This window comes from Bacillus sp. Root920, from assembly GCF_001429445.1.
Lineage (GTDB): Bacteria > Bacillota > Bacilli > Bacillales > Bacillaceae > Bacillus > Bacillus safensis.
Genome location: NZ_LMJV01000001.1, coordinates 1,312,571 through 1,333,608, shown reverse-complemented (window position 1 = coordinate 1,333,608; position 21,038 = coordinate 1,312,571). Strand labels below are relative to the sequence as shown.

20 protein-coding genes are annotated in these 21,038 nt (G+C 42.0%); 4 read left to right on the top strand and 16 right to left on the bottom strand.

The features are described 5' to 3' along the window. Positions 1-8: 8 nt before the first annotated feature. The 5 genes from ASE42_RS06420 to ASE42_RS06400 are packed head-to-tail and all read right to left on the bottom strand — an operon-like array spanning position 9 to position 6,482. The gene (locus tag ASE42_RS06420) at positions 9-1,358 is read right to left on the bottom strand and encodes a lysine N(6)-hydroxylase/L-ornithine N(5)-oxygenase family protein (RefSeq protein ID WP_056766119.1); all 1,350 of its coding nucleotides are present in this window, start codon (positions 1,356-1,358) and stop codon (positions 9-11) included. After that, positions 1,333-1,887, bottom strand: a complete 555-nt coding sequence (locus ASE42_RS06415) for a GNAT family N-acetyltransferase (RefSeq protein ID WP_024426511.1) — start codon at positions 1,885-1,887, stop codon at positions 1,333-1,335. The genes ASE42_RS06420 and ASE42_RS06415 overlap by 26 nt, the downstream gene beginning before the upstream one ends. Further along, positions 1,884-3,665 (bottom strand): IucA/IucC family protein, encoded by a 1,782-nt coding sequence (locus tag ASE42_RS06410; protein ID WP_056766117.1) that lies wholly within the window; start codon positions 3,663-3,665, stop codon positions 1,884-1,886. Before ASE42_RS06410 ends, ASE42_RS06415 begins: the two co-directional genes overlap by 4 nt. Next, the gene (locus tag ASE42_RS06405; protein ID WP_056766115.1) at positions 3,662-5,149 is read right to left on the bottom strand and encodes a pyridoxal phosphate-dependent decarboxylase family protein; all 1,488 of its coding nucleotides are present in this window, start codon (positions 5,147-5,149) and stop codon (positions 3,662-3,664) included. Before ASE42_RS06405 ends, ASE42_RS06410 begins: the two co-directional genes overlap by 4 nt. Continuing rightward, the gene (locus ASE42_RS06400) at positions 5,136-6,482 is read right to left on the bottom strand and encodes an aspartate aminotransferase family protein (protein ID WP_024425084.1); all 1,347 of its coding nucleotides are present in this window, start codon (positions 6,480-6,482) and stop codon (positions 5,136-5,138) included. Before ASE42_RS06400 ends, ASE42_RS06405 begins: the two co-directional genes overlap by 14 nt. A 384-nt stretch (positions 6,483-6,866) precedes the next feature. Between ASE42_RS06400 and ASE42_RS06395 the strand changes: the two genes are divergently transcribed. Beyond that, complete coding sequence (locus ASE42_RS06395) at positions 6,867-7,403, top strand: serine O-acetyltransferase (protein WP_056766114.1); 537 nt, start codon at positions 6,867-6,869, stop codon at positions 7,401-7,403. On the opposite strand, the gene ASE42_RS06390 is transcribed toward ASE42_RS06395, so the two are convergent. From ASE42_RS06390 to ASE42_RS06375, 4 genes are all read right to left on the bottom strand, one after another. After that, complete coding sequence (locus tag ASE42_RS06390) at positions 7,398-7,655, bottom strand: hypothetical protein (protein ID WP_029707533.1); 258 nt, start codon at positions 7,653-7,655, stop codon at positions 7,398-7,400. The genes ASE42_RS06395 and ASE42_RS06390 overlap by 6 nt on opposite strands. 31 nt (positions 7,656-7,686) lie before the next feature. Beyond that, positions 7,687-7,962 carry a hypothetical protein gene (locus tag ASE42_RS06385; RefSeq protein WP_056766112.1) on the bottom strand — a complete coding sequence of 92 codons (276 nt, stop codon included), beginning with the start codon at positions 7,960-7,962 and terminating at the stop codon, positions 7,687-7,689. A 63-nt stretch (positions 7,963-8,025) separates the two neighbouring features. Further along, complete coding sequence (locus tag ASE42_RS06380) at positions 8,026-8,583, bottom strand: GNAT family N-acetyltransferase (protein WP_034621799.1); 558 nt, start codon at positions 8,581-8,583, stop codon at positions 8,026-8,028. A 14-nt stretch (positions 8,584-8,597) separates the two neighbouring features. Continuing rightward, on the bottom strand, positions 8,598-9,464 hold the full coding sequence (locus tag ASE42_RS06375) for a helix-turn-helix transcriptional regulator (protein WP_025093375.1): 867 nt from the start codon (positions 9,462-9,464) through the stop codon (positions 8,598-8,600). Positions 9,465-9,577: 113 nt separating this feature from the next. On the opposite strand from ASE42_RS06375, the gene ASE42_RS06370 reads away from it, so the two are divergent. After that, on the top strand, positions 9,578-10,954 hold the full coding sequence (locus tag ASE42_RS06370) for an MATE family efflux transporter (protein WP_056766110.1): 1,377 nt from the start codon (positions 9,578-9,580) through the stop codon (positions 10,952-10,954). Positions 10,955-10,978: 24 nt separating this feature from the next. On the opposite strand, the gene ASE42_RS06365 is transcribed toward ASE42_RS06370, so the two are convergent. The 4 genes from ASE42_RS06365 to asnB form a co-directional block, all read right to left on the bottom strand. Further along, the gene (locus tag ASE42_RS06365; protein ID WP_056766108.1) at positions 10,979-11,818 is read right to left on the bottom strand and encodes a phytoene/squalene synthase family protein; all 840 of its coding nucleotides are present in this window, start codon (positions 11,816-11,818) and stop codon (positions 10,979-10,981) included. Further along, positions 11,811-13,286 carry a phytoene desaturase family protein gene (locus tag ASE42_RS06360; protein ID WP_056766107.1) on the bottom strand — a complete coding sequence of 492 codons (1,476 nt, stop codon included), beginning with the start codon at positions 13,284-13,286 and terminating at the stop codon, positions 11,811-11,813. Before ASE42_RS06360 ends, ASE42_RS06365 begins: the two co-directional genes overlap by 8 nt. Beyond that, complete coding sequence (locus ASE42_RS06355) at positions 13,283-14,800, bottom strand: phytoene desaturase family protein (RefSeq protein WP_056766105.1); 1,518 nt, start codon at positions 14,798-14,800, stop codon at positions 13,283-13,285. Before ASE42_RS06355 ends, ASE42_RS06360 begins: the two co-directional genes overlap by 4 nt. A 147-nt stretch (positions 14,801-14,947) precedes the next feature. Then, positions 14,948-16,789 carry an asparagine synthase (glutamine-hydrolyzing) gene (gene asnB, locus ASE42_RS06350; protein WP_024426522.1) on the bottom strand — a complete coding sequence of 614 codons (1,842 nt, stop codon included), beginning with the start codon at positions 16,787-16,789 and terminating at the stop codon, positions 14,948-14,950. Positions 16,790-16,943: 154 nt separating this feature from the next. Here asnB and ASE42_RS06345 point away from each other — a divergent pair, with 154 nt between their 5' ends. Beyond that, positions 16,944-17,471 (top strand): DUF2777 family protein, encoded by a 528-nt coding sequence (locus ASE42_RS06345; RefSeq protein ID WP_024426523.1) that lies wholly within the window; start codon positions 16,944-16,946, stop codon positions 17,469-17,471. A gap of 38 nt (positions 17,472-17,509) precedes the next feature. Here the strand turns inward: ASE42_RS06345 and ASE42_RS06340 are convergent, their stop codons facing one another. The 3 genes from ASE42_RS06340 to cotG form a co-directional block, all read right to left on the bottom strand. Further along, a complete protein-coding gene (locus tag ASE42_RS06340) occupies positions 17,510-17,878 on the bottom strand; it encodes a YisL family protein (RefSeq protein WP_024426524.1) in 369 nt (122 codons plus the stop codon). A gap of 92 nt (positions 17,879-17,970) precedes the next feature. After that, the gene (locus ASE42_RS06335) at positions 17,971-18,876 is read right to left on the bottom strand and encodes a fumarylacetoacetate hydrolase family protein (RefSeq protein WP_056766104.1); all 906 of its coding nucleotides are present in this window, start codon (positions 18,874-18,876) and stop codon (positions 17,971-17,973) included. A 126-nt stretch (positions 18,877-19,002) separates the two neighbouring features. Next, entirely contained in the window at positions 19,003-19,638 is a 636-nt protein-coding gene (gene cotG / locus ASE42_RS19485) for a spore coat protein CotG (RefSeq protein ID WP_080652925.1), read from the bottom strand. Between the two features lie 206 nt (positions 19,639-19,844). Between cotG and ASE42_RS06320 the strand changes: the two genes are divergently transcribed. Continuing rightward, complete coding sequence (locus ASE42_RS06320; RefSeq protein ID WP_056766101.1) at positions 19,845-20,939, top strand: CotH kinase family protein; 1,095 nt, start codon at positions 19,845-19,847, stop codon at positions 20,937-20,939. Positions 20,940-21,038: the final 99 nt, after the last annotated feature.

The following is a 21,038-nucleotide window of genomic DNA, read 5'->3' as shown; positions in this document are numbered from 1 at the left end:
CATCCTCCTTATCCTTTGATTTCTTCAAATGTGTGTGCGTTCTTGTGTGTACCAAATGTCTGGAAGACGTGCTTTTGATAAAGTGGATACACAGTTTGACGAGCAAGTTCATTGATGATCACACTGTTTCGATAAGCCCCCAGCCCCAAATCTGGAGCGCCGACCCCATGTGTATGAAGCTCTGCATTTTGTACAAAAATATCATTTTCACCCATCGTATTTGTTTTCAAACGATATTCACGTTCAACTTGGAATCTCCCTTGATCATCCCATTGAATGTGATGAGAAATAGGGTTGATAAATGGCGGCAGAACGGATTGGTAGCCAGTCGCCAATACGACAATATCCGTCTCATGTGTAAAGGATTCTTCCTTGACCCATTGCGTGCATGAAAGTGATAACCCGCCCGCTGTTTCCTCAATCAAGTTGACCTCTGTCATGGCTTGAAGCACTGTGTTCAGCTGGTTTCCGCAGGCAGAACGTTCATAAAGCAAATGATAAATATCACGAATCATCGCCGAACTGATACCTTTATACAGCAAGTCTTGCTGTTTTAATAACGCATCCTTTTTGGCTTGCGGAAGCTCATAAAAGAAATCAATATAGTCAGGGGAGAAATACTCAAGTCCAAGGTTTGAATATTCCATTGGGAAAAATCCTTTTGATCGTGTAAACCAGTGAATATCCTTTGCCTCATCATCTGATAAAATGTCATAAAACACTTCTGCCGCACTTTGACCAGAGCCGATAACTGTTACAGATTTCCCTTTGAAACAGCCTTCTTTTTTTCGTTTTAAATAGTCAGCTGAGTGAAAAACCTTCTCTCCTAAAGCTGGCTGGAGCGATGCGGGTATCGCCGGCTGCGTGCCAATTCCTAAGACGAGATGTTTGCTTTCAAACACCTCTACAGTTTGGTCCTTTACATGACGGACATGCACTTCATACCGCTTTTCCCCTGCCTTTTCAATCAGTGAGACAGATTCGACGTTCATGCCAAATCGGCAAGAGTCTAACTGGTCAGCGACCCAGCGGCAATAATGACTGTATTCCTTGCGCGGGATATGGAAGTCCTCTAGAAAGTAAAATGAATACAAACGGTTTTGTTCCTGCAAATAGTTGAGAAAGCTATATTTGCTTTTCACATCTGCCATGCTGACAAGGTCCGCTAAAAATGGGACTTGCAGTGTCGTCCCTTCAATGAGCATCCCTGGGTGCCAGTGAAAGGCTTCACTTCTTTCAAAAAACAAAGCGTTGATTTCATTTACCTCTTCAGATAATGCGGCAAGCCCCAGGTTAAACGGGCCAATGCCGATCCCAATTACATCCACTATATTATTTTGCTTGTTGAACCGCGTCATGGTTATACTTCCTTTCGAATCGTTCTCGATCACAAAACATCAAAAGACCTGTTTTGTCGGGTAAAGTAACTGGTTTTACACGTTCGAAGCCGCATTTTTCAAATACATGAATCATTTTTTCATTGCGAATATCCGGCTCAGCAACGATTTTTTCTGTTCGTTTGTTCTGCTCAAATTGAAATGCTGTCATTGCCTGAAGGAGCGGCGCAGCAAATCCTTTCCCCACATAATCCGGCTCCCCTATTAACAGGTGGATGCCTTGATCATGCGGAGAAGGCTCATAGTAGGATTCAATGATATCCCCTTTGACGTTATAAGCCTCAAAATAACTCATTGGTGTCCCATCAATCGTGCCTAAATAAAGGGTTTGATGCGGATCATGTATCGCCTGATAAAAATGCTTTTCAAAAGCAGGAAACGGAATATTCAAATGCCAAAATGGGTGAACGTACTCTTCTTGCATCCACTTATGGACAAGCTGAACGTCTCTTTCATATTCAGCGCGAATAAACCTAATACGATGCCTCATCCAATCAGCGCCTCCTTATGTAAAAAGAGCGGATTCAAGACAGCCGTGTAACGAGACTGTGTTTCCAGAGATCCTGTCAGCTCATCCATATCTTCAAATCGTGTCAGCAAATTCGCTTTTGAAGGAAGTTCTTTTGAGCGGAGAAGGCTGTTAGTCAGATCAGATGCTCCGTACGTCTCCTCATGAGCGAGTAATGTATCTCTCACAAGTGCCAGCAAATCTTCTTCCTTTGCAAGGCCTTCCGTGCCAAAGCCATTAATGAGACCAAATAGATGATTAAAGAAGAAATAATAACGAAGTCTCTCAACGGCTACATCATCCGAACAAATGGTTTCACTTCTTACGCTCAAGTTTTGAACTAGATTCGCGAGCTTATCCTTTTTCGATTCACTATAATAGTAGCCTTGGTTGTCACGGTAATAGAAGGTCTCTGGATAACCATCCTTCATTTGCACAACAGCATTTTGCTGATGGGCCTCGAGTGCAAGACCATACGTTTCAAACAGCCAGAGCATCGGCTTTAACGAAATAGTCAAATATTGTTTAAACCAATCTTGGCTGACCGCTTCTGTTGACCTACCTTCTGCGTCTGCAAGTTTATGAATAATTCCTGCTAATCTCGATTTTCCTCCGTACGCATGATCCTGACACAGCCCAGCAATTAAGCTTGCGCCTTTTTCACGATGCAAAAATGGATTTTGACGAATGACCACTTCAAAGCCAGATTCCGCTTCATCTCCTCGAATAGAGAGATATGCAGGATCTTCAATGACCCGGAATCCAGAGAATTTTTCATATAAAGAAACGCCTAATTCTGTTTTTAAGATGCGGGACATCTCTACTCCTCGATCCAGTTCCTTTTGTTTATTGATGCGTAACGAGTTTGTAATTTTCACAGGAACAGAGAATTTGAGCATGTAAGCAGAATCCTTTTGATAGACCGTTCTAAAGGATGAGGTCGCTGTGTATTCAGACCCGAGCGGTCCTAAATAAGTCAGTTTCCCCTCCTCTATATAACGCTTCACGAATGCCTTCTCCATGACCACTTTGACTTGCAGCGGATGAATCGGAATGAGCACATATTCTCCGTTTTCTGTTAACCTATTCAGCCTCTCTGTTTCTTCTGGCACCTGACGCGAAATCTCTTCTAACATGAGGCTTGCCGCAGATTGTGAAATAGACGAATCCTGAAGCACAATCGAATGGTGCGCTTTAAAGTAATGAAGCTGGAAAGCTCCTTTCAGCTCAGGAGAATAGACGGCTTCCTCCTCTTCTGTCATTCCTTGTCTGCTTTTTGGTGTAGGATGTGTTAAATGGCCAAGGAGAAGTGACTGCTCAGCCTCGATGTACTCAAAATCAGCTTGAGATAAAGCAGCTTGATCACTTTCTCTCTCCCGTAAAAATCGTTCAATATTTCGGCAGCTTAAAATGATGCGAAGCATGAATTCATCCTCTGCATCTGTGCGGCCATATGCAATGAGAAGCTCCTTTGAACATAAAGCAACAAGTGTCGTGTAATCGACGACCGTTCCCTCTTTTTCGCTTCCACTTGGACGAAAGCGAATCGGAAAATCAAAGAGATGGCGGCCTACAGATGAAAAATATCGGATCGGAATCACAAGCTCAAGGTCTTGCTTTGCTAGTTTTGCCACGAATACAAGCGAACCATCTGCTTTCGTCTCTTTTTTTGCAGATCGATCGATTCCTGTTTCACGTAAAAAACAGTTTAAAAAGCTTTGCATAGTTGCATTTTCAGCCATTTGTTTATATTGACTCAACGTAGTACCCTCCCGGATTGAATATGAGCGATCCCGATATCAACGATGTCAGAAAGGATTTCCTCAATATGTGTGATTGTCGTTCTCGGATTTAACAAAGTGAATTTTAAGCACGTTTGACCATCCACCACTGTTTTCGCAATGACAGCAGTTCCTGATTTGAATAACGTTCGATGGATGATTTTATTGATGTCATCCGCCCCCTTAAATCGAAACACAACTGCATTGATTTCTGGTTCAGGATTGATCACTTCAAGGTGATCATTTCTCTCGATAAGCGCAGCCACATCCTTCGCAAAATCAATGGTATGGTCAATAATGTCACCAAACCCTTCCTCCCCAATCAGGCGAAGAGAAAGAAGCAATTTCAGTGCGTCGAACCGGCGCGTCGTTTGGACAGATTTATGGACAAGATGTAGTATTCCATCCAGTTCATCTTCTTTTGGATTAAGATAATCTGCATGATAATTGATCAAGCCGAAATGTCTCTTATCCTTCAGCAAAAATGCCCCGCAAGAGATCGGCTGATAAAATTGTTTATGAAAGTCAATCGTGATGGAATCAGCAAGCTCAATACCTTCTAATTTACACCTGTAGGTTTCGCTTAATATAAGCGCACCTCCGTAAGCAGCATCTGCGTGAATCCATAGACCGTATGGCTTGACGATGTCATACACCTCTCGAACCGGGTCAATACTGCCAAAATCAGTTGTCCCGCAAGTCGCCACTACCGCAAAAGGCAGGAGATCCTGTTCCTTTAATTCAACAAGTTTCTTCTTCAAATCGTTGAGGTCCATGCGGTGATGCTCATCTGTCTCTACTAGAACAACTGCCTGCTCCCCTAAGCCTAGCTGTGATGCAGATTTTTTCACAGTGAAGTGAGCATTCTTAGAGCAAAGAATTCTCATGCGGTGAGCCTCACTCGGCAAGCCTTTCTGCTGAACATTCCATTGCCATGTTTTTTCACAAAATGCATCTCTTGCAAGCAGCAGTCCCATGTAGTTAGATTGGGTGCCACCGCTCGTAAATGTCCCATCTGCTAGATTTCCATAAGAAAACTTCGCACATAGCCACTTTAAAATTTCCTCCTCCACCAAAGATGCAATACCGCTTTGATCGAAGGAATCCATTGATTGGTTAAAGGAGCTTACCATCACCTCTGCGGCAAGAGCAGGTATAAGCGGCGGGCAATGCAAATGTGCCAAGCATTTAGGATGCGATACATCAACGAGATGCGGCAAAAGATGCTGCTTTATATCTTGAAAGACAGATTCCATTGATTCGCCAGACGGTTGAAACTGAAATAAGGATTCGACACTAGCCGCTAATTTCCCAGGCAATATTCCGCTGTATGGTCCTTGGTCTTTTTGCCACTGATCCAGTAAGCTGTCGATAGATGTATGAAGAGCCGCTCGGAAGGACTCTCTTCCAAGCTGGCTTTGATTGATAAATAATGAATCCACAGAAGCTTTAGTTGATTGCATCGTAAACGGCCTCTTTGAAAATGGCGATGACTTGTTCAAGCTGTTCTTCTGTCATGATCAATGGCGGTAAGAATCGAATGACGCTACCGAAACGGCCTCCTGTCTCTACAATTAAGCCTTTGTCGAAGCAATTCTTTTGAATGAGACTTGCTAGCTCAGGATTTGCTGGATAACTTCCATCCACATCCTGCTTTTCATTTGGATTGACAATTTCAGCACCAATCATTAATCCTCTTCCTCGAACATCACCGATAGCAGGTACATTTTTTTGAATGTCTTTTAAATAAGCCTGCATGCGATTCCCTAACTGGTCTACATGATCAAGCAGATTGGTTTCTTTTATAAATTTAAGCGTAGCAGTTCCTGCAGCCATCGCCATTTGATTTCCTCTAAATGTGCCAATGTGTGCCCCTGGATTCCATTGATCCAAATCTTGATCATAAATCACAACTGAAAGCGGCAGGCTTCCACCAATGGCTTTAGATAATACAATAACGTCTGGCACAATTCCTGCATGTTCAAAGGCAAACATCTTACCTGTTCGGCCAATGCCTGATTGAACCTCATCGATAATGAGCGGAATGCCTTTTTCTTTTGTGATTCTTCTCATTTCTTTTATCCATTCAATAGATGCTGGAATTGAGCCTCCCTCACCTTGCACAGCTTCAAAGATCATACCTGCTGGCGGAAGAATACCACTTTCAGGATCATTTAATACACGCTCAATATAAGAACTGGAAATACGGTGTGAATCTTTCCCGCCAATGCCAAATGGGCAGCGATATTCATATGGATAAGGCATGAAATGCACATCTGGAATTAACCCTTGCACTCTTTCCTTTGGAGACAAATTTCCGCTTAATGACATCGTGCCATGTGTCGCACCGTGATAAGCACCGTGGAAAGAAAGAATGGAACGATTACCTGTCGCTGTCTTGACTAATTTAATCGCAGCTTCTATGGCATCACCGCCAGTTGGTCCACAAAATTGAATTTTTGCTCTCTTTGCAAACTCTTCTGGCAGGTGAGAAAAAATTTCATTCACAAACTCTTCTTTAATTTCTGAGGTTATGTCCAACGTATGCAATGGTCTTTTTTCATGAAGCATACGTTCAATAGCTTCTATAACAACCGGATGATTGTGACCAAGTGCAAGTGTTCCTGCGCCTGCCAGACAGTCATAAAACTCTCTGCCATCTGCATCTGTCACGATCATACCCTCGGCTTTTTGCATGGCTAATGGGAACCGTCTCGGGTAAGACCTTGCATTAGATTCTCTTTGACTTTGCTGCTCTAAAAATTGCTGATTTTTAGAAACGGTTTTGATGGACATAATAAAACACTCCTCCAATTGATAAAGATTATCATTTTCATTTATTAGCCTAGAGGATGTGAGATAGGAAAGTCAATTGTATTCAAAAAGATGATTCAAAAAGCATATGAATGCAATATTCTCTTTTTAATGAGTATTTTCGAGTAATTTTTACAAACCTTACTGCCATAAGGAGATGGAACGCATGAGACGATTTGATATTGAAAAAAATTACAAATCATTCTTCTTGGTTCTTTTGTTCTATTCAACTCAAAGCGCTCATTTTATGAAGAAATTTGGATGAAATGAAGGTAGAAAATTGAAGAAGTAACATCATTTTTCCTTGATATAAATGGTTTGGATGGTATAATTTCTCTGAAACATAAAGGAATGGAGGGGAATTTGATGATTTTTACAAAGCATGATCTTCACCATTACTTAACGCAGGATAAGAAAGCATTAGCGATTACGCGCAGAAGACCAAAGTGGTTTGGAGACGATATATGGAAATATCAAAGGTATTTACGAAAATATGAATACTATTCTAATAGCGGCGCTCTACTGCGCAAATGGTTTTATCGCTATTTACATAAAAAGAAAGGCATGCAGCTTGGCTTTGATATTCCGATTGGCGTCTTTGGCCCAGGCCTTAGAATCAATCATAGTGGTCTCTTAATTGTGAATAAGCACGCAAAAATTGGGGCATTTTGTGATATTCATCAAGGGGTGAATATTGGCCAAAACCATTCCGAAAAGGATGTCCCAACCATTGGAGATCACGTATGGATTGGCCCTGGGGCTAAGCTGTTTGGAGACATTTATATTGCAAATCATATTTCAATCGGAGCAAATGCCGTGGTGAATCGTTCCTTTCATGAAGAGCAGATCGTCATTGCTGGTGTACCGGCTCAAAAGGTAAAAGAAAAAGGCCCTTCTTCATGAAGGCGCCTGATAAAAAAGAATAACACCGATCAAAACAGAGATGAGCAGCATGAGATAAAACAAGATGGTTAAAATCAAGATCGTCCAGCCCAGCCCCTTCCTCTCTGTCTTGATCAAATAAATACCGAGTACGATGGTACTAAATAGCACGCCTAAAATGGCCCACAGCCATTTGTCTTTGTTATGCTTTGGCGCATCAAACCATAAATAGATGGCAACAGCAAGTGAAACGAATAGACCCGTTATTCTCAAGATTAAACTCCCCCTTATGTATACGCGCTCTCTATGATGCGTTTGAGTATCCGAAGATCAGCAACAGGAAGTAAAAGACAAAGACTAGTATAACAATAGAATAGATGATGATGGACACGATCAGAACTGTCCAGCCCAATCCTTTTCTTCCTGTTTTGATGAGGTATAACCCAAATGCAAAGAGCCCGAATAAAAGACCTAAAATAGACCATAACCATTTATTTTTCCCATGTTTTGGTGCATCTATCAATAGATAGATTGCGACTAAAATAGAAACAAACCATCCAGTTATCCAGCCCACATTCATCTGCCACCCTTCTTCTTCAGTTTATTCCATTATATGATACTTTTATCCTAAAAAAATCATGATTCAAAGGATATTGCGTGGAAGGCTTCGCCATTCTTCTCTCAACATTCCGTAGCGCATTGAATCATAATAAACCCCTTGATAATAACGGACCTTTCTCAGTCTCCCCTCAAGGACAAATCCGCATTTCTCTGCGCACCGCATCATCCGTTCATTCCCTGACCAAGTTGTTAAACCAATTCGAGGGATATCAATATGCGTAAATAACACATCAATCCATAGATTTAATGCCTTTGTCCCAATACCCCCGCTCCAAAAACGTGAGTCATAAATGATAATGCCGCATTCAAGCCACCTCGTACGTTCATTCTCCCAATAATATGAGACGGTGCCTTTGATATCACCATCTATTTCAATGCCATATAGCTTTTGAGGAATGGATTCTTCCTGTAAGTAACGTTTCTTAAATGCAGCAAGCGGGATTTCGTGTTCATAAAAATAAGGGGCATTCCATTTTCGATAGGACTGGTCTGATGCTTTAAATTTTAAATGCCACACCGTCTCTAAGTCCGTTTCGGTTAATGGACGTATGTTCACAAGCTCTTCCTTTTCACTTTTCATCTGTTCACGTTCCTTTACTTTGTCGTTCTTTTTGCTAAATGACGGTACTCGATCGGCGTCATGCCTTCATTTTGCCGAAACAGCTTAGAAAAATAAGTAGGGTCGTCAATCCCTACATGATCTGCAATAGCAGCGATTTTTTCATTCGTTGAGGCCAGCATGCTTTTGGCTTTTTCGATTTTGAGACGATGGCTGTACTGGTTTGGCGTCAATCCATATACCGTCTGCATACATCTTGTCATGTAGTCAGGATGATAGTGCAGTTTCTCTGCAAGCTGCTCCATGTGTAATTTCTCCATAAAATGATGCTCAAGATAATGAACCACTTCTGATGCGACGGTCTCCTTTGCACTTGGAATATGGAATGCTTCCTTTTGCAGGTGAATGAGCAGTTCCTCAAATAGAAGCTGTTTTTTCAGCGGAAGTTCAGATGCACCATGATTTAGTGCTCTCATCGCTGAAAGGTGTTTTTCTAACACACTTCGTCCTTTCACTTTTCCTAAACGGGGCAGACTAAATTCATAGGTTGCCGGCTTTTCGAAGGTAGCTTGATTTTGTTTCATATCAATCCAGTGTTCTCTCAGCCGGTTCGTCAGCTCAAATCGGTCAATTGAGAAATGCAGCCACTCATAGTGGGTTTCCTCTTCACATGGCAGATGTCCACCATGAGACAGGCCCGGTGAGAGAATCGTATATTCACCTTCTGTTACATGAAAAGCCTCCTCGCCCTCTGTCATCCATAGTTCACCTTTTGTGACATAGAGCAGATCAAATACAGTGAAGGTTCTTGAGATATGTCTTTCTCCTTGATGAAATACTCCTTTACCTGATGCAATATAAGTAGGAAACGGCGGTACAGTAAATGTAATAAATCGATCCATATTCATCCCCTTATGAAGTCGGATTTCTCCAATAAGTTTCGGTTTCGTCTCTTCTTATTATAGTCGATGCACGGTACACTATAAATCGGATTTATACGAAAGGGGGCTATGTGATGAAATCTCAAACCCTGTCATATGAAAAGGTTCAAGCAAAAGATGAGAAAACACACCCTTCATTATTTGCATTAACTTGGCCTATTTTTATCGAAATCTCTTTATATATGCTCATGGGGAGCGCTGATACACTCATGCTCAGCCAATACTCCGATAACAGTGTGGCCGCAGTAGGTGTAAGCAACCAGCTCCTGAATTTATTAATTGTCATGTTCAGCTTCATTACAACAGGAACGACCATTGTGATTGCGCAGCTTTTAGGAGCTGACCGCAAGCAGGAAACGACTCAAGTCGCCTATGTCTCACTAGGAACCAACTTCTTAATCAGCTTTGTCATTAGTCTCCTTATGTTTGTGTTAGCTGTTCCAATCCTGCACATGATGGGCTTATCAAGTGAACTCATGCCGGATGCGGCGGTCTTTTTACAAATTGTCGGCCTGCTTTCTTTTATTCAAGCACTCATTATGACGTATAGTGCTATTTTAAAAAGCTACGGATATACAAGAGACACGATGTATGTCACCATCGGAATGAATTTGCTCAACGTTGCCGGGAATTATTTGGTCATTTTTGGTCCGTTTGGCTTTCCGGTATTAGGTGTCATGGGTGTTGCCTTTTCAACCTCGCTCGCTCGGTTGATCGGATTGATGGCGATGATCCTCATTGTCCGCCGCCGAATTGGATTGCGCTTTTCGCTGAAAAGAATGTTTCACATTCAGCGGACACATTTAAAAAAGCTGCTGAAAATTGGCACTCCTTCTGCTGGGGAGCAGCTTTCATATAACGGCTCTCAAATGATCATTACACTGTTTATTACATTTATGGGGACGCAGGCTTTAGCAGCAAAGGTCTACACTCAAAATTTGATGATGTTCATTATGTTGTTTGGTGCAGCGATTAGCCAAGGGACACAGATTTTAATCGGACGCCATATTGGGGCGAGAGAATTCGATGCTGCCTACCGAAGATGTATGAAAAGTTTATACTGGGCCATTGGGATCTCTCTTCTTTCTTCCACTGCCTTATCTTTATCATCGACGCATTTGCTTACCTTTTTCACTAGCAATCGTGAAATCATTCATATCGCCGCCACACTTCTCCTATTGACGATCATATTAGAGCCGGGACGCTCTTTTAATATGGTCATTATTAATTCATTGCGGGCGGCTGGTGACGCGAAGTTTCCAGTGTATATGGCGATGATATCAATGTGGGGAATCGGGCTTCCGATCGCTTACTTGTTAGGCATTCAGCTTGAAATGGGTCTCATTGGGGTTTGGATTTCTTTTATCGTGGATGAATGGGTCAGAGGCATCTTCATGTATAGGCGCTGGCGTTCCAGAGTATGGACGGAGTATCGCTTTTCTTCCACATAAAAAAGGACTGGGTGCAGTCCTTTTTTACGTAATATCTTCTAAAATAAGTGCTTTTTCCTGTTTTGAAATAAATGCCCGCTCTGTAAAGACGCGGTATTCGTTTTCTCTCGTTTTATCTAAAATGGCTTTATAAAAGTGAGCTGCTGCTTTCACCGGTATTCGTGAATACAGCGGGAATTCATGAAGATGGTCAAAAAACTCCTCGTAGTATGCCTCTGCCTCAAAGGCAATGTACTCCCAGACGTGCTGGAAGGCTTGATTCACAACCCCTTCCTGCAATTCTTGCTCTGTGTACCCGAATTGATCCATCACCTGCTTTGGCAAATAAATGCGGTCTCTTTCAGCCTGATCTTCCCCAATATCTCGAAGGATGTTAGTGAGCTGCATAGCAATCCCTAACGAAATGGCTGCTTCTTTTAGCTGCTCTTTTTTACGCGGTGCAATAATGGGAAGGAGCATGAGTCCAACGGTACTAGCAACATGATAGGAATAGATGAGCAGTTCATCTAATGTTTCGTATCGCTGCTGCTCTATATCCATCTCTTGTCCTTGGAGCAGGTCACGGAACGGGGCTTCATCCATCCGAAACTCTTGAAATGTATGCTCTAGCGCCACCCATATTGGATCATTCCGGTCTACCTCACCTTGTAAAAATCGATCAAACGTCTCTCGAAAGGATGCAAGGTCCTCTTTTGGCGAAGGGGACTCATCTACAATGTCATCTGCTCTACGGCAAAAGGAATATACGGCCCAGACGGCCTGTCTTTTCTTTTTAGGCAGCATGGAAAAGGCCCGGTAAAACGTTTTAGAATGGGTTTGAATGGTGTCCTCACACACTTTCAATGCTGTTTGTACATCAACCACTTAGCTTCACTTCCTTTCTATCATTCAGATCTTTTAGTAGTACAGAAGCCATGAGCTTCGCACTTTGCATCACGATTGGCACCCCGCCGCCCGGATGGGTGGAAGCACCTGCCGCATAAAGATTATCTGTCTCACTGACCTTCACTTGCGGGCGGAAGACACCTGATTGAAACAAATTAGGGGCAAGTCCAAAGCTGCCGCCTTCAAACAATCCTTCTCGCAAGGAATCATTTGGTGTTCTGACCTTTTTCCAGACAATCGACTCTCGCAATCTCGGAAAGCCTCTTTTCTCAAGGCGATCCACCATGTTCTCTGCGAAATCTGTCTCCTCTTCCCAGTTGATATGATCACCTGAAGGAACCGGAATCAGCATGTATAGAACACTGCAGCCATCTGGGGCAAGAGATGGATCAATGATCGATGGATTAAATGTATAAAATGACGGGTCTTGAGGAATCGTTTTCGTTTGAAAAACCTCTTTCATATGCTGATCAAAGTGTTCTCCCATAAAAAATTGATGAACAGGTGCTTCATGATACATCTTGTTTAACCCGAGATACACCATCACACAACCAGAGGATGGCACGTATTTCCGGCGATCTTGTTCTTCTAAGCCAAGCTGTTTTAACGCAGCTGGATAATCTCCATTGATCACAAATGCATCAGCAGCTACATGTTCATCATTTACTTTTGCTTTGACTGCCCGTTTTCCCTCAAACACCAATTGGGTGACTTCTTCATTTTTTCTTACATGCACACCCATGTTGATAAGCTGCCCTTCCAATATATCTACTAAACTCGCATAGCCGCCTTTTAAATAGTAGATTCCATGTGCGTGCTCACTATAGGACACAAGCGAATAAATAGCCGATGCTTCATACGGGTTTCCCCCAACATAGAGGGTTTGAAGTGCGTATGCATCTCGCAGGCGTTCGTCTGAGAAATATTTTTTCAGAGCGCTTTGCACCGTTCGATACGCCTTTAATTTCATTAAAATCTTCATATTGGCTTTTGTAAAAAATGTACGTTTTTCGTGAAATGATTTTTCTAGAAAAGCTTGCTGCCCTTCTTGAAACCGATCCGTCATTTCTTCCATAAACCTCTGGAACCCTTGATCTTCCTTTGGAAATACACGTCTGATTTCATCTAGCTGACGACGTGCATCAGAGTATTTCGTATAGGAGGTTCCATCTTGATATTGAATTGTATACAGCGGATCAAGCTGCACAAGATCAAGAGATGATTCGTCAATTCCTACCTCATGTAAAATGCCTTTTAACATGTCAGGAAGTAGGACAATGGTCGGACCTTCATCTACTTTATATCCTTTCTCACGTACAAAAGCAAGTCTCCCGCCAAGCCGTTCATTTTTTTCGACAAGGGTGACATCATGTCCCGCTTTTTTTAAATAAAGCGCTGAGATCATTCCGCCAATACCGCCTCCTGCAATCAATATATGTTGTTTCATGAGGCGCTCCCCTTTTCTTGATGCGGCATTGTTTTGTGTGAATGTTTCTCTTTTTTAAGAATGGCATTTGTCGTGATACGTGCTGATTCTAAAATGGTTGGCAGTCCACTTCCTGGATGTGTTCCTCCTCCAACAAGCCAGCAGTTCTTTAATTCATCAAATTCATTGTGCGGCCTTAGGACCATCATCTGCGTCAGCTGGTGGCCGAGGTTAAATGTAGCTCCGTCATATACGTAAAGGTCTTCCTCCCATTGCTTCGGTGTGATCATCCGCTCGACTTCTATATGCTGTCTCACATCTTGAAAGCCGGTTTTCCGCTCCAATGTATCCAGCACAAGCTCTCTAAATTCATCTTGATGCGCTTCCCAGTCAATACCGCTTTGGTTATTGGCAACTGGAGCCAGCACATAAAGAGCTGATTTTCCTTTTGGAGCAAGAGAGTCATCGGTTACACTTGCATTTTGAATATAAATAGACGGATCGTCTGGCAGCTCATATGTTTTCGTAATGCCTTTGACAAATCTAGCATAATCATCGGAAAAAACGATGGTATGATGCGGCTCATCATACATGGTATCCAGTCCTAAATAAAGCATAAAGGTAGAGCATGAGAATTTTTTCTTTTTTAATTTTTTCTCGCTGTATTTCTTTAAGAGTCCTGGTTCGACAAGCTTTGTCATTACATGTGCAAAGTCTCCATTGACGACAACCTCATCCGCTTGTATTTCTTCCCCAGATTCTAAACGAATGCCTTTTACTTTCCTTCCCTCCGTGAGCAGCTTTTCAACGCCTGCTGACAGATGAATCTCCGCTCCAGCTTCAAGCGCCGCCTTTGCCATCGCTTCTGACAGCTGATTGACACCGCCCTTCGGATGAAATACACCTGTGTCATGTTCCATAAACGAAAGGATCGAGAACGCACCAGGGCATTCCCACGGCGACATTCCTAAGTACTTTGATTGAAATGTAAAAGCATATTTCACTGATTCATTCGAAAAATAGTTTGACAGCACATCATACAAACTTTTATTTAGTGAAAGCTGTGGAAGTGCTTTGATCACCTTCAGGCGAAGGTAATGATGAAAGCGGTCCATTTTACTTTGTAAAATTGGTGTCAGACGATCCATTTTGCACTTTGTATCATTCATAAATCGTAAATACCCTTCGCCCTCACCAGATGCAAAGGCTTCTAATCGTTTGTACATTTCATCGCGATCCCGGATCATATCCAGCTGATTGTCTTGAAATATTAATCTATACATCTCTTTTAATTCAATCACATCAATATAGTCATAAAGATTTTTACCAGCAAAGGTGAACAGCTCCTCTGCAATATGAATCATGCTGAGAAAGGTAGGACCTGTATCAAACGTGAAATCACCAAGCTGAAACTTAGCGTTACGCCCGCCGATAAAGGGCTGCTTTTCGTATACATGAACGTCATGTCCTTTGCTTTGAAGCATCATAGCTGCTGCAAGGCCCCCTGGTCCCGCTCCAATCACAATGATTTTCATTATCCTTTTTCCTCCAAATTAATTCACTTTAAGTTAATTATACAAATTGAAAAGATTACATCAACTTTTGATGTGCTCAAAAAGCCTCATGTTATGTATCAAAAAAGCCGGCTTCCTTTCAACATGTGCAAGAAAGCCGACTCTTTATTACGCTTCTATATCAATTCGATACGTTTCAAACCAATGATGAATCTGTGCTAGATGGGCAATCAACTGCGGGCCCTTCATGAGCTGGCCATACCATGGCACATGAAAGGAAGCCCCTTCCGTTTCAATCAGCTGCTTTAATTGATGTGGATCTAAAAATTCGTGAAGTACAGAGTCTTTTTGCGCGAGGCAGTCTGTGAGCATCTCTTTCACAGCCTGAGTATACGCTGGATGATGTGTTTTCGGGTAAGGACTCTTCTTTCGATAAAGCACTTCATTCGGTAAAATTCCCTCTAATGCTTTTCGTAAAACCCCTTTTTCACGATTTCCATGCATTTTCATTTCCCAAGGAATATTCCACACATATTCGACAAGGCGATGATCTGCAAATGGCACCCGTACCTCAAGACTAGCGCCCATACTCATTCGATCTTTTCGGTCAAGCAATGTTGTCATAAACCAGATCATATTTAAGTAAAAAAGTTCTCTCCGGGCTTTATCGACGCCGGTTTCTCCATCTAAAAGAGGCGTTTCTGCCACCGTTTCTTCATATTTGCTTTGCGCGTATTCCTTAAGTGACAGCTTTTTTTGCCATGAGTCTTGCAGGAGCTGAGTTCTAGCTTCAGTCGATCTCATCCACGGAAAACCATTCGTTTCATTTTCCATATGGAACCACGGATAGCCGCCAAAGATTTCATCCGCACATTCACCTGATAAGCCAACAACGAAGTCCTTTTTAATTTCTCGGCAAAACCAAAGCAAGGAAGAATCAATATCTGCCATACCCGGTAAGTCTCGAACCTCAACGGCTTCCTTCAGATAGGAAGCGAGCTCTTTTTGTCCAATGATACAGCTGTGATGATTCGTTTGAAACGCTTTGGTCATTTGATCAATCCAAGGACCGTCAGCATTCGGCTGGAATTGATTTGCCTCAAAGAATTGATCGTTTCCTTCGTAGTCAATGGAATACGTATGAAGCGGTGCTTTCCCTATTTTCTCAAAGTGCTTAGCGGCAATGGCAGTAATGGCACTAGAATCGACGCCCCCAGATAAAAATGTACATACAGGCACATCAGAGACGAGCTGTCTTGTCACGGCATCTGTAAAGAGATGCTTAATGTGCTGTGCGGTGTCATCAAGTGAATCAGTATGTTTCTTGCTTTTAACATTCCAGTATCTCCATACGCGCAGACCGTCTTTTGAAAAGGTCAAGGCATGTGCAGGTCTCAGCTCTTTTATCCCTTTAAACACGCCTTGACCTGGTGTTCTTGACGGTCCTAAGCCAAAGATCTCCGACAGTCCTTCATGATCGACTTTTGCTTTGATATCAGGGTGAGCAAGAAGTGCTTTGATTTCTGAACCAAATAAGAAGGAATGATGACGTTCTGTATAGAAAAATGGCTTGACGCCTAGCCGGTCTCTCCCTGCAAATAACAATTCACGCTCACTATCCCAGATCACAAATGCAAAAATGCCATTAAAATGAGAGACACACTCTTCCTTCCATTCTGTATAGGCATGAAGAAGAACTTCTGTATCAGAATGCCCAAGAAAGCGGTGCCCCCTTTTTAACAATTCTTTTCTTATATCCTCCGTGTTATAGAGCTCTCCATTGTATACAATCGTATAAGCATGGTTTTGATGTGTATATGTCATCGGCTGCTTTCCGCCTTCTACATCTACCACCGCTAACCTTTTATGCCCGAAAAGAACATGCTCACTTTTCCATGTATTTGTATCATCTGGCCCTCTTTTAGATAATGTATCTGTCATTTGATTGATTACATGATCCTGTTGGATGAGCTGCTTTTTAAAGTCTGCCCAGCCTGTAATTCCACACATCATCATCAGCTCCCATCCGTTTTTCCTCAAGTGTTCTCATTCAGCCTTTCTTAGTTTATGCATCGTCTCCTTGATAGTTGATTTGTCCTTTTTTCCCGGCGTATAGGACAAGCTTGATTTGGTAAGAAAAGAAAGAGGAAAGGAGCTTTTGCAAATGGAGAATCGAATGAGGCAGCTTGAACGCTGCAGCAGAAGATGGTGTAATGGGTATTTGCTCATTGAAAACGGGCATTGCCTGATTGAAGATGATGAAGGAGAGATCATGCTGCCAGAAAGTCTTCAAAGCACAATGATCTGTTTGAAGGAAAATGACCAATGGACAAAAGGGGAATTGCTCGGTTCTATGATTCTTCATGAAAACGGGCAGCTAATAGAAGTACAGGGAGGAGAAAACATTCAATATACGGCGTCTCTTGCCAAAGGCTGGCTTGATCTTCTCATGTTCGTACCGGAAAACGTTTTTGATCACATCCTTGACCAGATAGAGCAGCTTGGTTTTTCCGTCTATGATTGTGTTTTCTCTTCCTTTCATTCATTGCAGCGCGTCTCTTTCTTTCAGTTTTCGACAGATACGCAATCACTTGCACTTCAATGTCACCATGAGCCAGCCGCCAGTCACATTCGTTTTGAATGGACCACTTCAGACGGACAACGGATCGTTTCACAATTTGATGCCACATAAAAAGGACACTGCTTCGTATAAGCAATGTCCTTTTTATATTAAAAGATATGGAAACCGATCGGCAGACGTAAACCGAGAAGAATGGTCACAATCGCAAATACGATAAAACCAATCAACACACCAGTCACCGATTTTCCTTTTTTCTTGCGCACTAGGACCATTTCCATGAAACCGATCACGAGGATACCAAGAATCATTTTTCCAATATACTCGCCCCCGTAACCTGGAATTTTCATTCCTGTGCGAACATACAGCTCTACGCCTGTTGCAATGATGATCAAGTAGAATAAACGAACGATCATATGCACAATTTTAGCGCCTTTGTCATTTTTACCTGCTAGAGCAAAGGCTACGAAGAATAAAATAATCCCCAGCACCCATGCTGTGATATGTAAATGTGTTCCCATTTGTGATTTCCCCCTTTATCAGAACAAGTACCTTCTCATCGTACCACGAAATAAGTCGAACACAAAGCGACAATCCTGTGTCATCACGCGCTTTATTTGACGTGATTTGTCAGCGTTCCAATCGGTTCAATCGTGATGTCAATTCGATCTCCAGAAGCTAAAAACTTAGGCGGTTCAAAGCCCTTCCCTACCCCAGATGGTGTACCTGTTGCAATGATGTCACCCGCTTCTAATGTCATCCCTTTTGAAAGAGTGGAGACAATGTCCTCAACTGTGAAGATCATTAATTCCGTACTAGCAGACTGACGAACCTCTCCGTTTACCTTTGTTTCCACATGGAGCGCACCATGATCCTCGATCATTGACTTATGAACGATATAAGGTCCTATCGGGCAGGTTGTATCTAAGCTTTTGCCAATGAAAAATTGTTTATGTTTTTTCTGCAAATCTCTTGCCGTCACATCATTTAAAATGGTGTAACCGAATATATAATCTTGGACCTCTTCAGGAGCAATGTTTTTCCCTGATTTGCCCATCACGATGGCAAGCTCTCCTTCATAATCCAATTCACTTGTCACATCTTCATGAAGGAGAATGTCCGCTTCGTGTCCAATGACAGAAGTAGGTGCCTTTGTAAAAATCATCACGTCTTTAGGAATATCCGCCGCACTTCCCATCTCCATCACATGATCTTGATAATTCTTTCCGACACACATGATGTTTTTAGACGGCTTTGGAATCGGGGCATGGAGTTTCACGTCCGAAAGCGGATATACATAAGAACCGCGGTCTTCTTCTTTTTTCTCAGCCCAATCAAGAAGCTGCCCGACATGTTCAACAAACTTGTCCCCCATTTTAATACACTCAGATAAAGAGTTTGGCAGTGTCTCAAGCTCAAATAATTTGGCTTCTGCCTTTTTGACGTCCATTACCCATTCATCATCAATGACTACCCCAATAAACATGCTGCTATGTATCTCACCTGTAAAAAACTTCATGTCTTCCCCTCACAATCTTCATTTCGCTAAGTTATGATGTCTCATTTTATTTCTCTATGAAATAAAAAAAACCCTTTTTTATCATACTCTCTTTTAAAAAGGGTTTCAAAAATGATGATTGAATGCCTAGCGGAAACGGCGGTATTCCCACATATTCCCTTGATCCCATTTACGCTCAACATTTCCTCTATTTCGGGAACGATGCGTTTTCTTTCCACATCTTCGGCAAGATCGGCTGCGTTTATGGTGATGAGAACGTTTAGATCGATGGCTGCGGCGAGATTTGCGGCTCTTCTTATTGTGGGATCTGTATTTGCTGCGATGTGACTTGCGGCAGCTCTTCTTATGATGAGATCTGCATTTGCTGCGGTGTGATTTGCGGCAGCTTTTCTTATGATGGGATCTGCATTTGCTGCGGTGTGACTTTTTCGGTTCACTCTTTTTGCTTCTGTAAGATTTTTTGCTTTTACATGACTTTTTGCTCTTCATGCTTTTCTTCGAACGATAGCTTTTCTTCGAACGATAGCTTTTCTTAGAGCGATAACTTTTCTTTGAACGATAGCTTCTGTAGCTTTTTTTACTGCGGCGTGATTTACGGTGTCCACCACCGCCAAAGAACCAATGACCGCGACTTGAATGACGAGAACGAGCTGACTTGTGCGAACGTCTCGATTCTGGTTCACGATCTAAGTGATGATCACGTCCCTCACTTCGAAGTGAAGCCACTGCATGTTCAATGTGTGAATGATCAAATGTACTCACGAACAATTCCCCTCCCAGTCTATGCTTCGACAAAACAAACAGACAAAGCTGTTTATCTTCTCTGCTTTATGTTACGAGACTCGGTAGACAAGTGTTCGTGACGAATGCCTCTTTCCTTGAAAACTCCATGAATACCTACCAGCCGGTACAGGACATTCCTTCACTTTCATATTGTAAAGAAGAGCATATAGGAGGCTGATGAACGTATGAACACAGAACCTTTAAAACAACTTGATATGTGGATTCATCCAAAGGACTTGATTGAATTAAAAAAAGACATTTGGAACGATGAACCTGTTGAAGCTATTCTAAAAACAGGCCAAACCAAATCACATATTTATGCTTCATACCGCGGATCACACATTAGAAAGCTTAAGAAAAAGTCCTATCAAATTGAATATCGAAAGCCGAAACAAAGACAGAGCGAATCGATCTTTCATTTAAATGCAGAGTACAATGATCCTTCATTTATCCGAAACAGGCTGTCCTTTTATTTCTTTGAGCAGATGGGGGTGCATAGCCCCGCTGCTTCTCATGTGTTTCTCACCATAAATGGAAGAAAAGAAGGGATTTATTTGAAAATAGAATCCGTCGATGAGTTCTTTCTTCAAAAACGGCAGCTTTCAGGAGGCGGCATTTATTATGCGGTTGATGATGACGCGAACTTCTCCCTTTTGAGTTCTTTTGATAAAAAACCAAAAAAGCACCTTCTTCTCGGATACGAGAAAAAAACGGGGACTTCTCAACATGATCAGCAGCTGAGTGAATTTATTTACTTTCTCAACACAGCGAAAGATGACACTTTTGCAGAAAAAATTGAACAATACCTAGATGTGACACAATATTTCCGCTGGCTCATCGGTGTGGTATGCACACAAAACTTTGATGGTTTTGTTCATAACTACGCTCTTTATGTAAATGAACAAGGGAGGTTTCAAGTACTTCCTTGGGATTATGATGCAACATGGGGTCGTGACATTCATGGAGAAGAAATGCCGTTTGATTATATCCCAGTAAACGGATTTAATACATTAACTGCTAGATTGCTAGATATTCCTTCGTTTAAAAGAGCCTATTACACACTTTTCCAGCATGTACTCGATACACATTTTGTAGAAGACCGGCTCTGCCCAATCATCGAGAAATGGCATGAATCGATTGAGGATCGAATTGGAGATGATCCATATACGAAAGATCGAAAAGACATCTTGCAGTCTGAAAGAGACTTAATTCGGCAGTATATCAACAAAAGACGACGCTATTTACAGACTGAGATCAAAAAAGAGATATTTGGTACGTAAGAACACTTTCGAATTTTGTCACTTTATTACTCATATTGACGAAACAGCTTTTTTTATAGAAAAATAGGGTATACTAACCATATCCTTCTATTTGATAAA

What these genes read in the sequence shown, in the direction of transcription:
- ASE42_RS06370 (WP_056766110.1), top strand. Translation starts at nt 9,578, where the DNA reads ATGAAATCTCAAACCCTGTCATATGAAAAGGTTCAAGCAAAAGATGAG.
- asnB (WP_024426522.1), bottom strand. Translation starts at nt 16,789, where the DNA reads ATGTGTGGAATTACAGGCTGGGCAGACTTTAAAAAGCAGCTCATCCAA.
- ASE42_RS06320 (WP_056766101.1), top strand. Translation starts at nt 19,845, where the DNA reads ATGAACACAGAACCTTTAAAACAACTTGATATGTGGATTCATCCAAAG.
- ASE42_RS06400 (WP_024425084.1), bottom strand. Translation starts at nt 6,482, where the DNA reads ATGTCCATCAAAACCGTTTCTAAAAATCAGCAATTTTTAGAGCAGCAA.
- ASE42_RS06355 (WP_056766105.1), bottom strand. Translation starts at nt 14,800, where the DNA reads ATGAAAATCATTGTGATTGGAGCGGGACCAGGGGGCCTTGCAGCAGCT.
- ASE42_RS06340 (WP_024426524.1), bottom strand. Translation starts at nt 17,878, where the DNA reads ATGGGAACACATTTACATATCACAGCATGGGTGCTGGGGATTATTTTA.
- ASE42_RS06385 (WP_056766112.1), bottom strand. Translation starts at nt 7,962, where the DNA reads ATGAATGTGGGCTGGATAACTGGATGGTTTGTTTCTATTTTAGTCGCA.
- ASE42_RS06420 (WP_056766119.1), bottom strand. Translation starts at nt 1,358, where the DNA reads ATGACGCGGTTCAACAAGCAAAATAATATAGTGGATGTAATTGGGATC.
- ASE42_RS06375 (WP_025093375.1), bottom strand. Translation starts at nt 9,464, where the DNA reads ATGGATCGATTTATTACATTTACTGTACCGCCGTTTCCTACTTATATT.
- ASE42_RS06380 (WP_034621799.1), bottom strand. Translation starts at nt 8,583, where the DNA reads ATGAAAAGTGAAAAGGAAGAGCTTGTGAACATACGTCCATTAACCGAA.
- ASE42_RS06345 (WP_024426523.1), top strand. Translation starts at nt 16,944, where the DNA reads ATGGAGAATCGAATGAGGCAGCTTGAACGCTGCAGCAGAAGATGGTGT.
- ASE42_RS06405 (WP_056766115.1), bottom strand. Translation starts at nt 5,149, where the DNA reads ATGCAATCAACTAAAGCTTCTGTGGATTCATTATTTATCAATCAAAGC.
- ASE42_RS06360 (WP_056766107.1), bottom strand. Translation starts at nt 13,286, where the DNA reads ATGAAACAACATATATTGATTGCAGGAGGCGGTATTGGCGGAATGATC.
- ASE42_RS06415 (WP_024426511.1), bottom strand. Translation starts at nt 1,887, where the DNA reads ATGAGGCATCGTATTAGGTTTATTCGCGCTGAATATGAAAGAGACGTT.
- ASE42_RS06395 (WP_056766114.1), top strand. Translation starts at nt 6,867, where the DNA reads ATGATTTTTACAAAGCATGATCTTCACCATTACTTAACGCAGGATAAG.
- ASE42_RS06335 (WP_056766104.1), bottom strand. Translation starts at nt 18,876, where the DNA reads ATGAAGTTTTTTACAGGTGAGATACATAGCAGCATGTTTATTGGGGTA.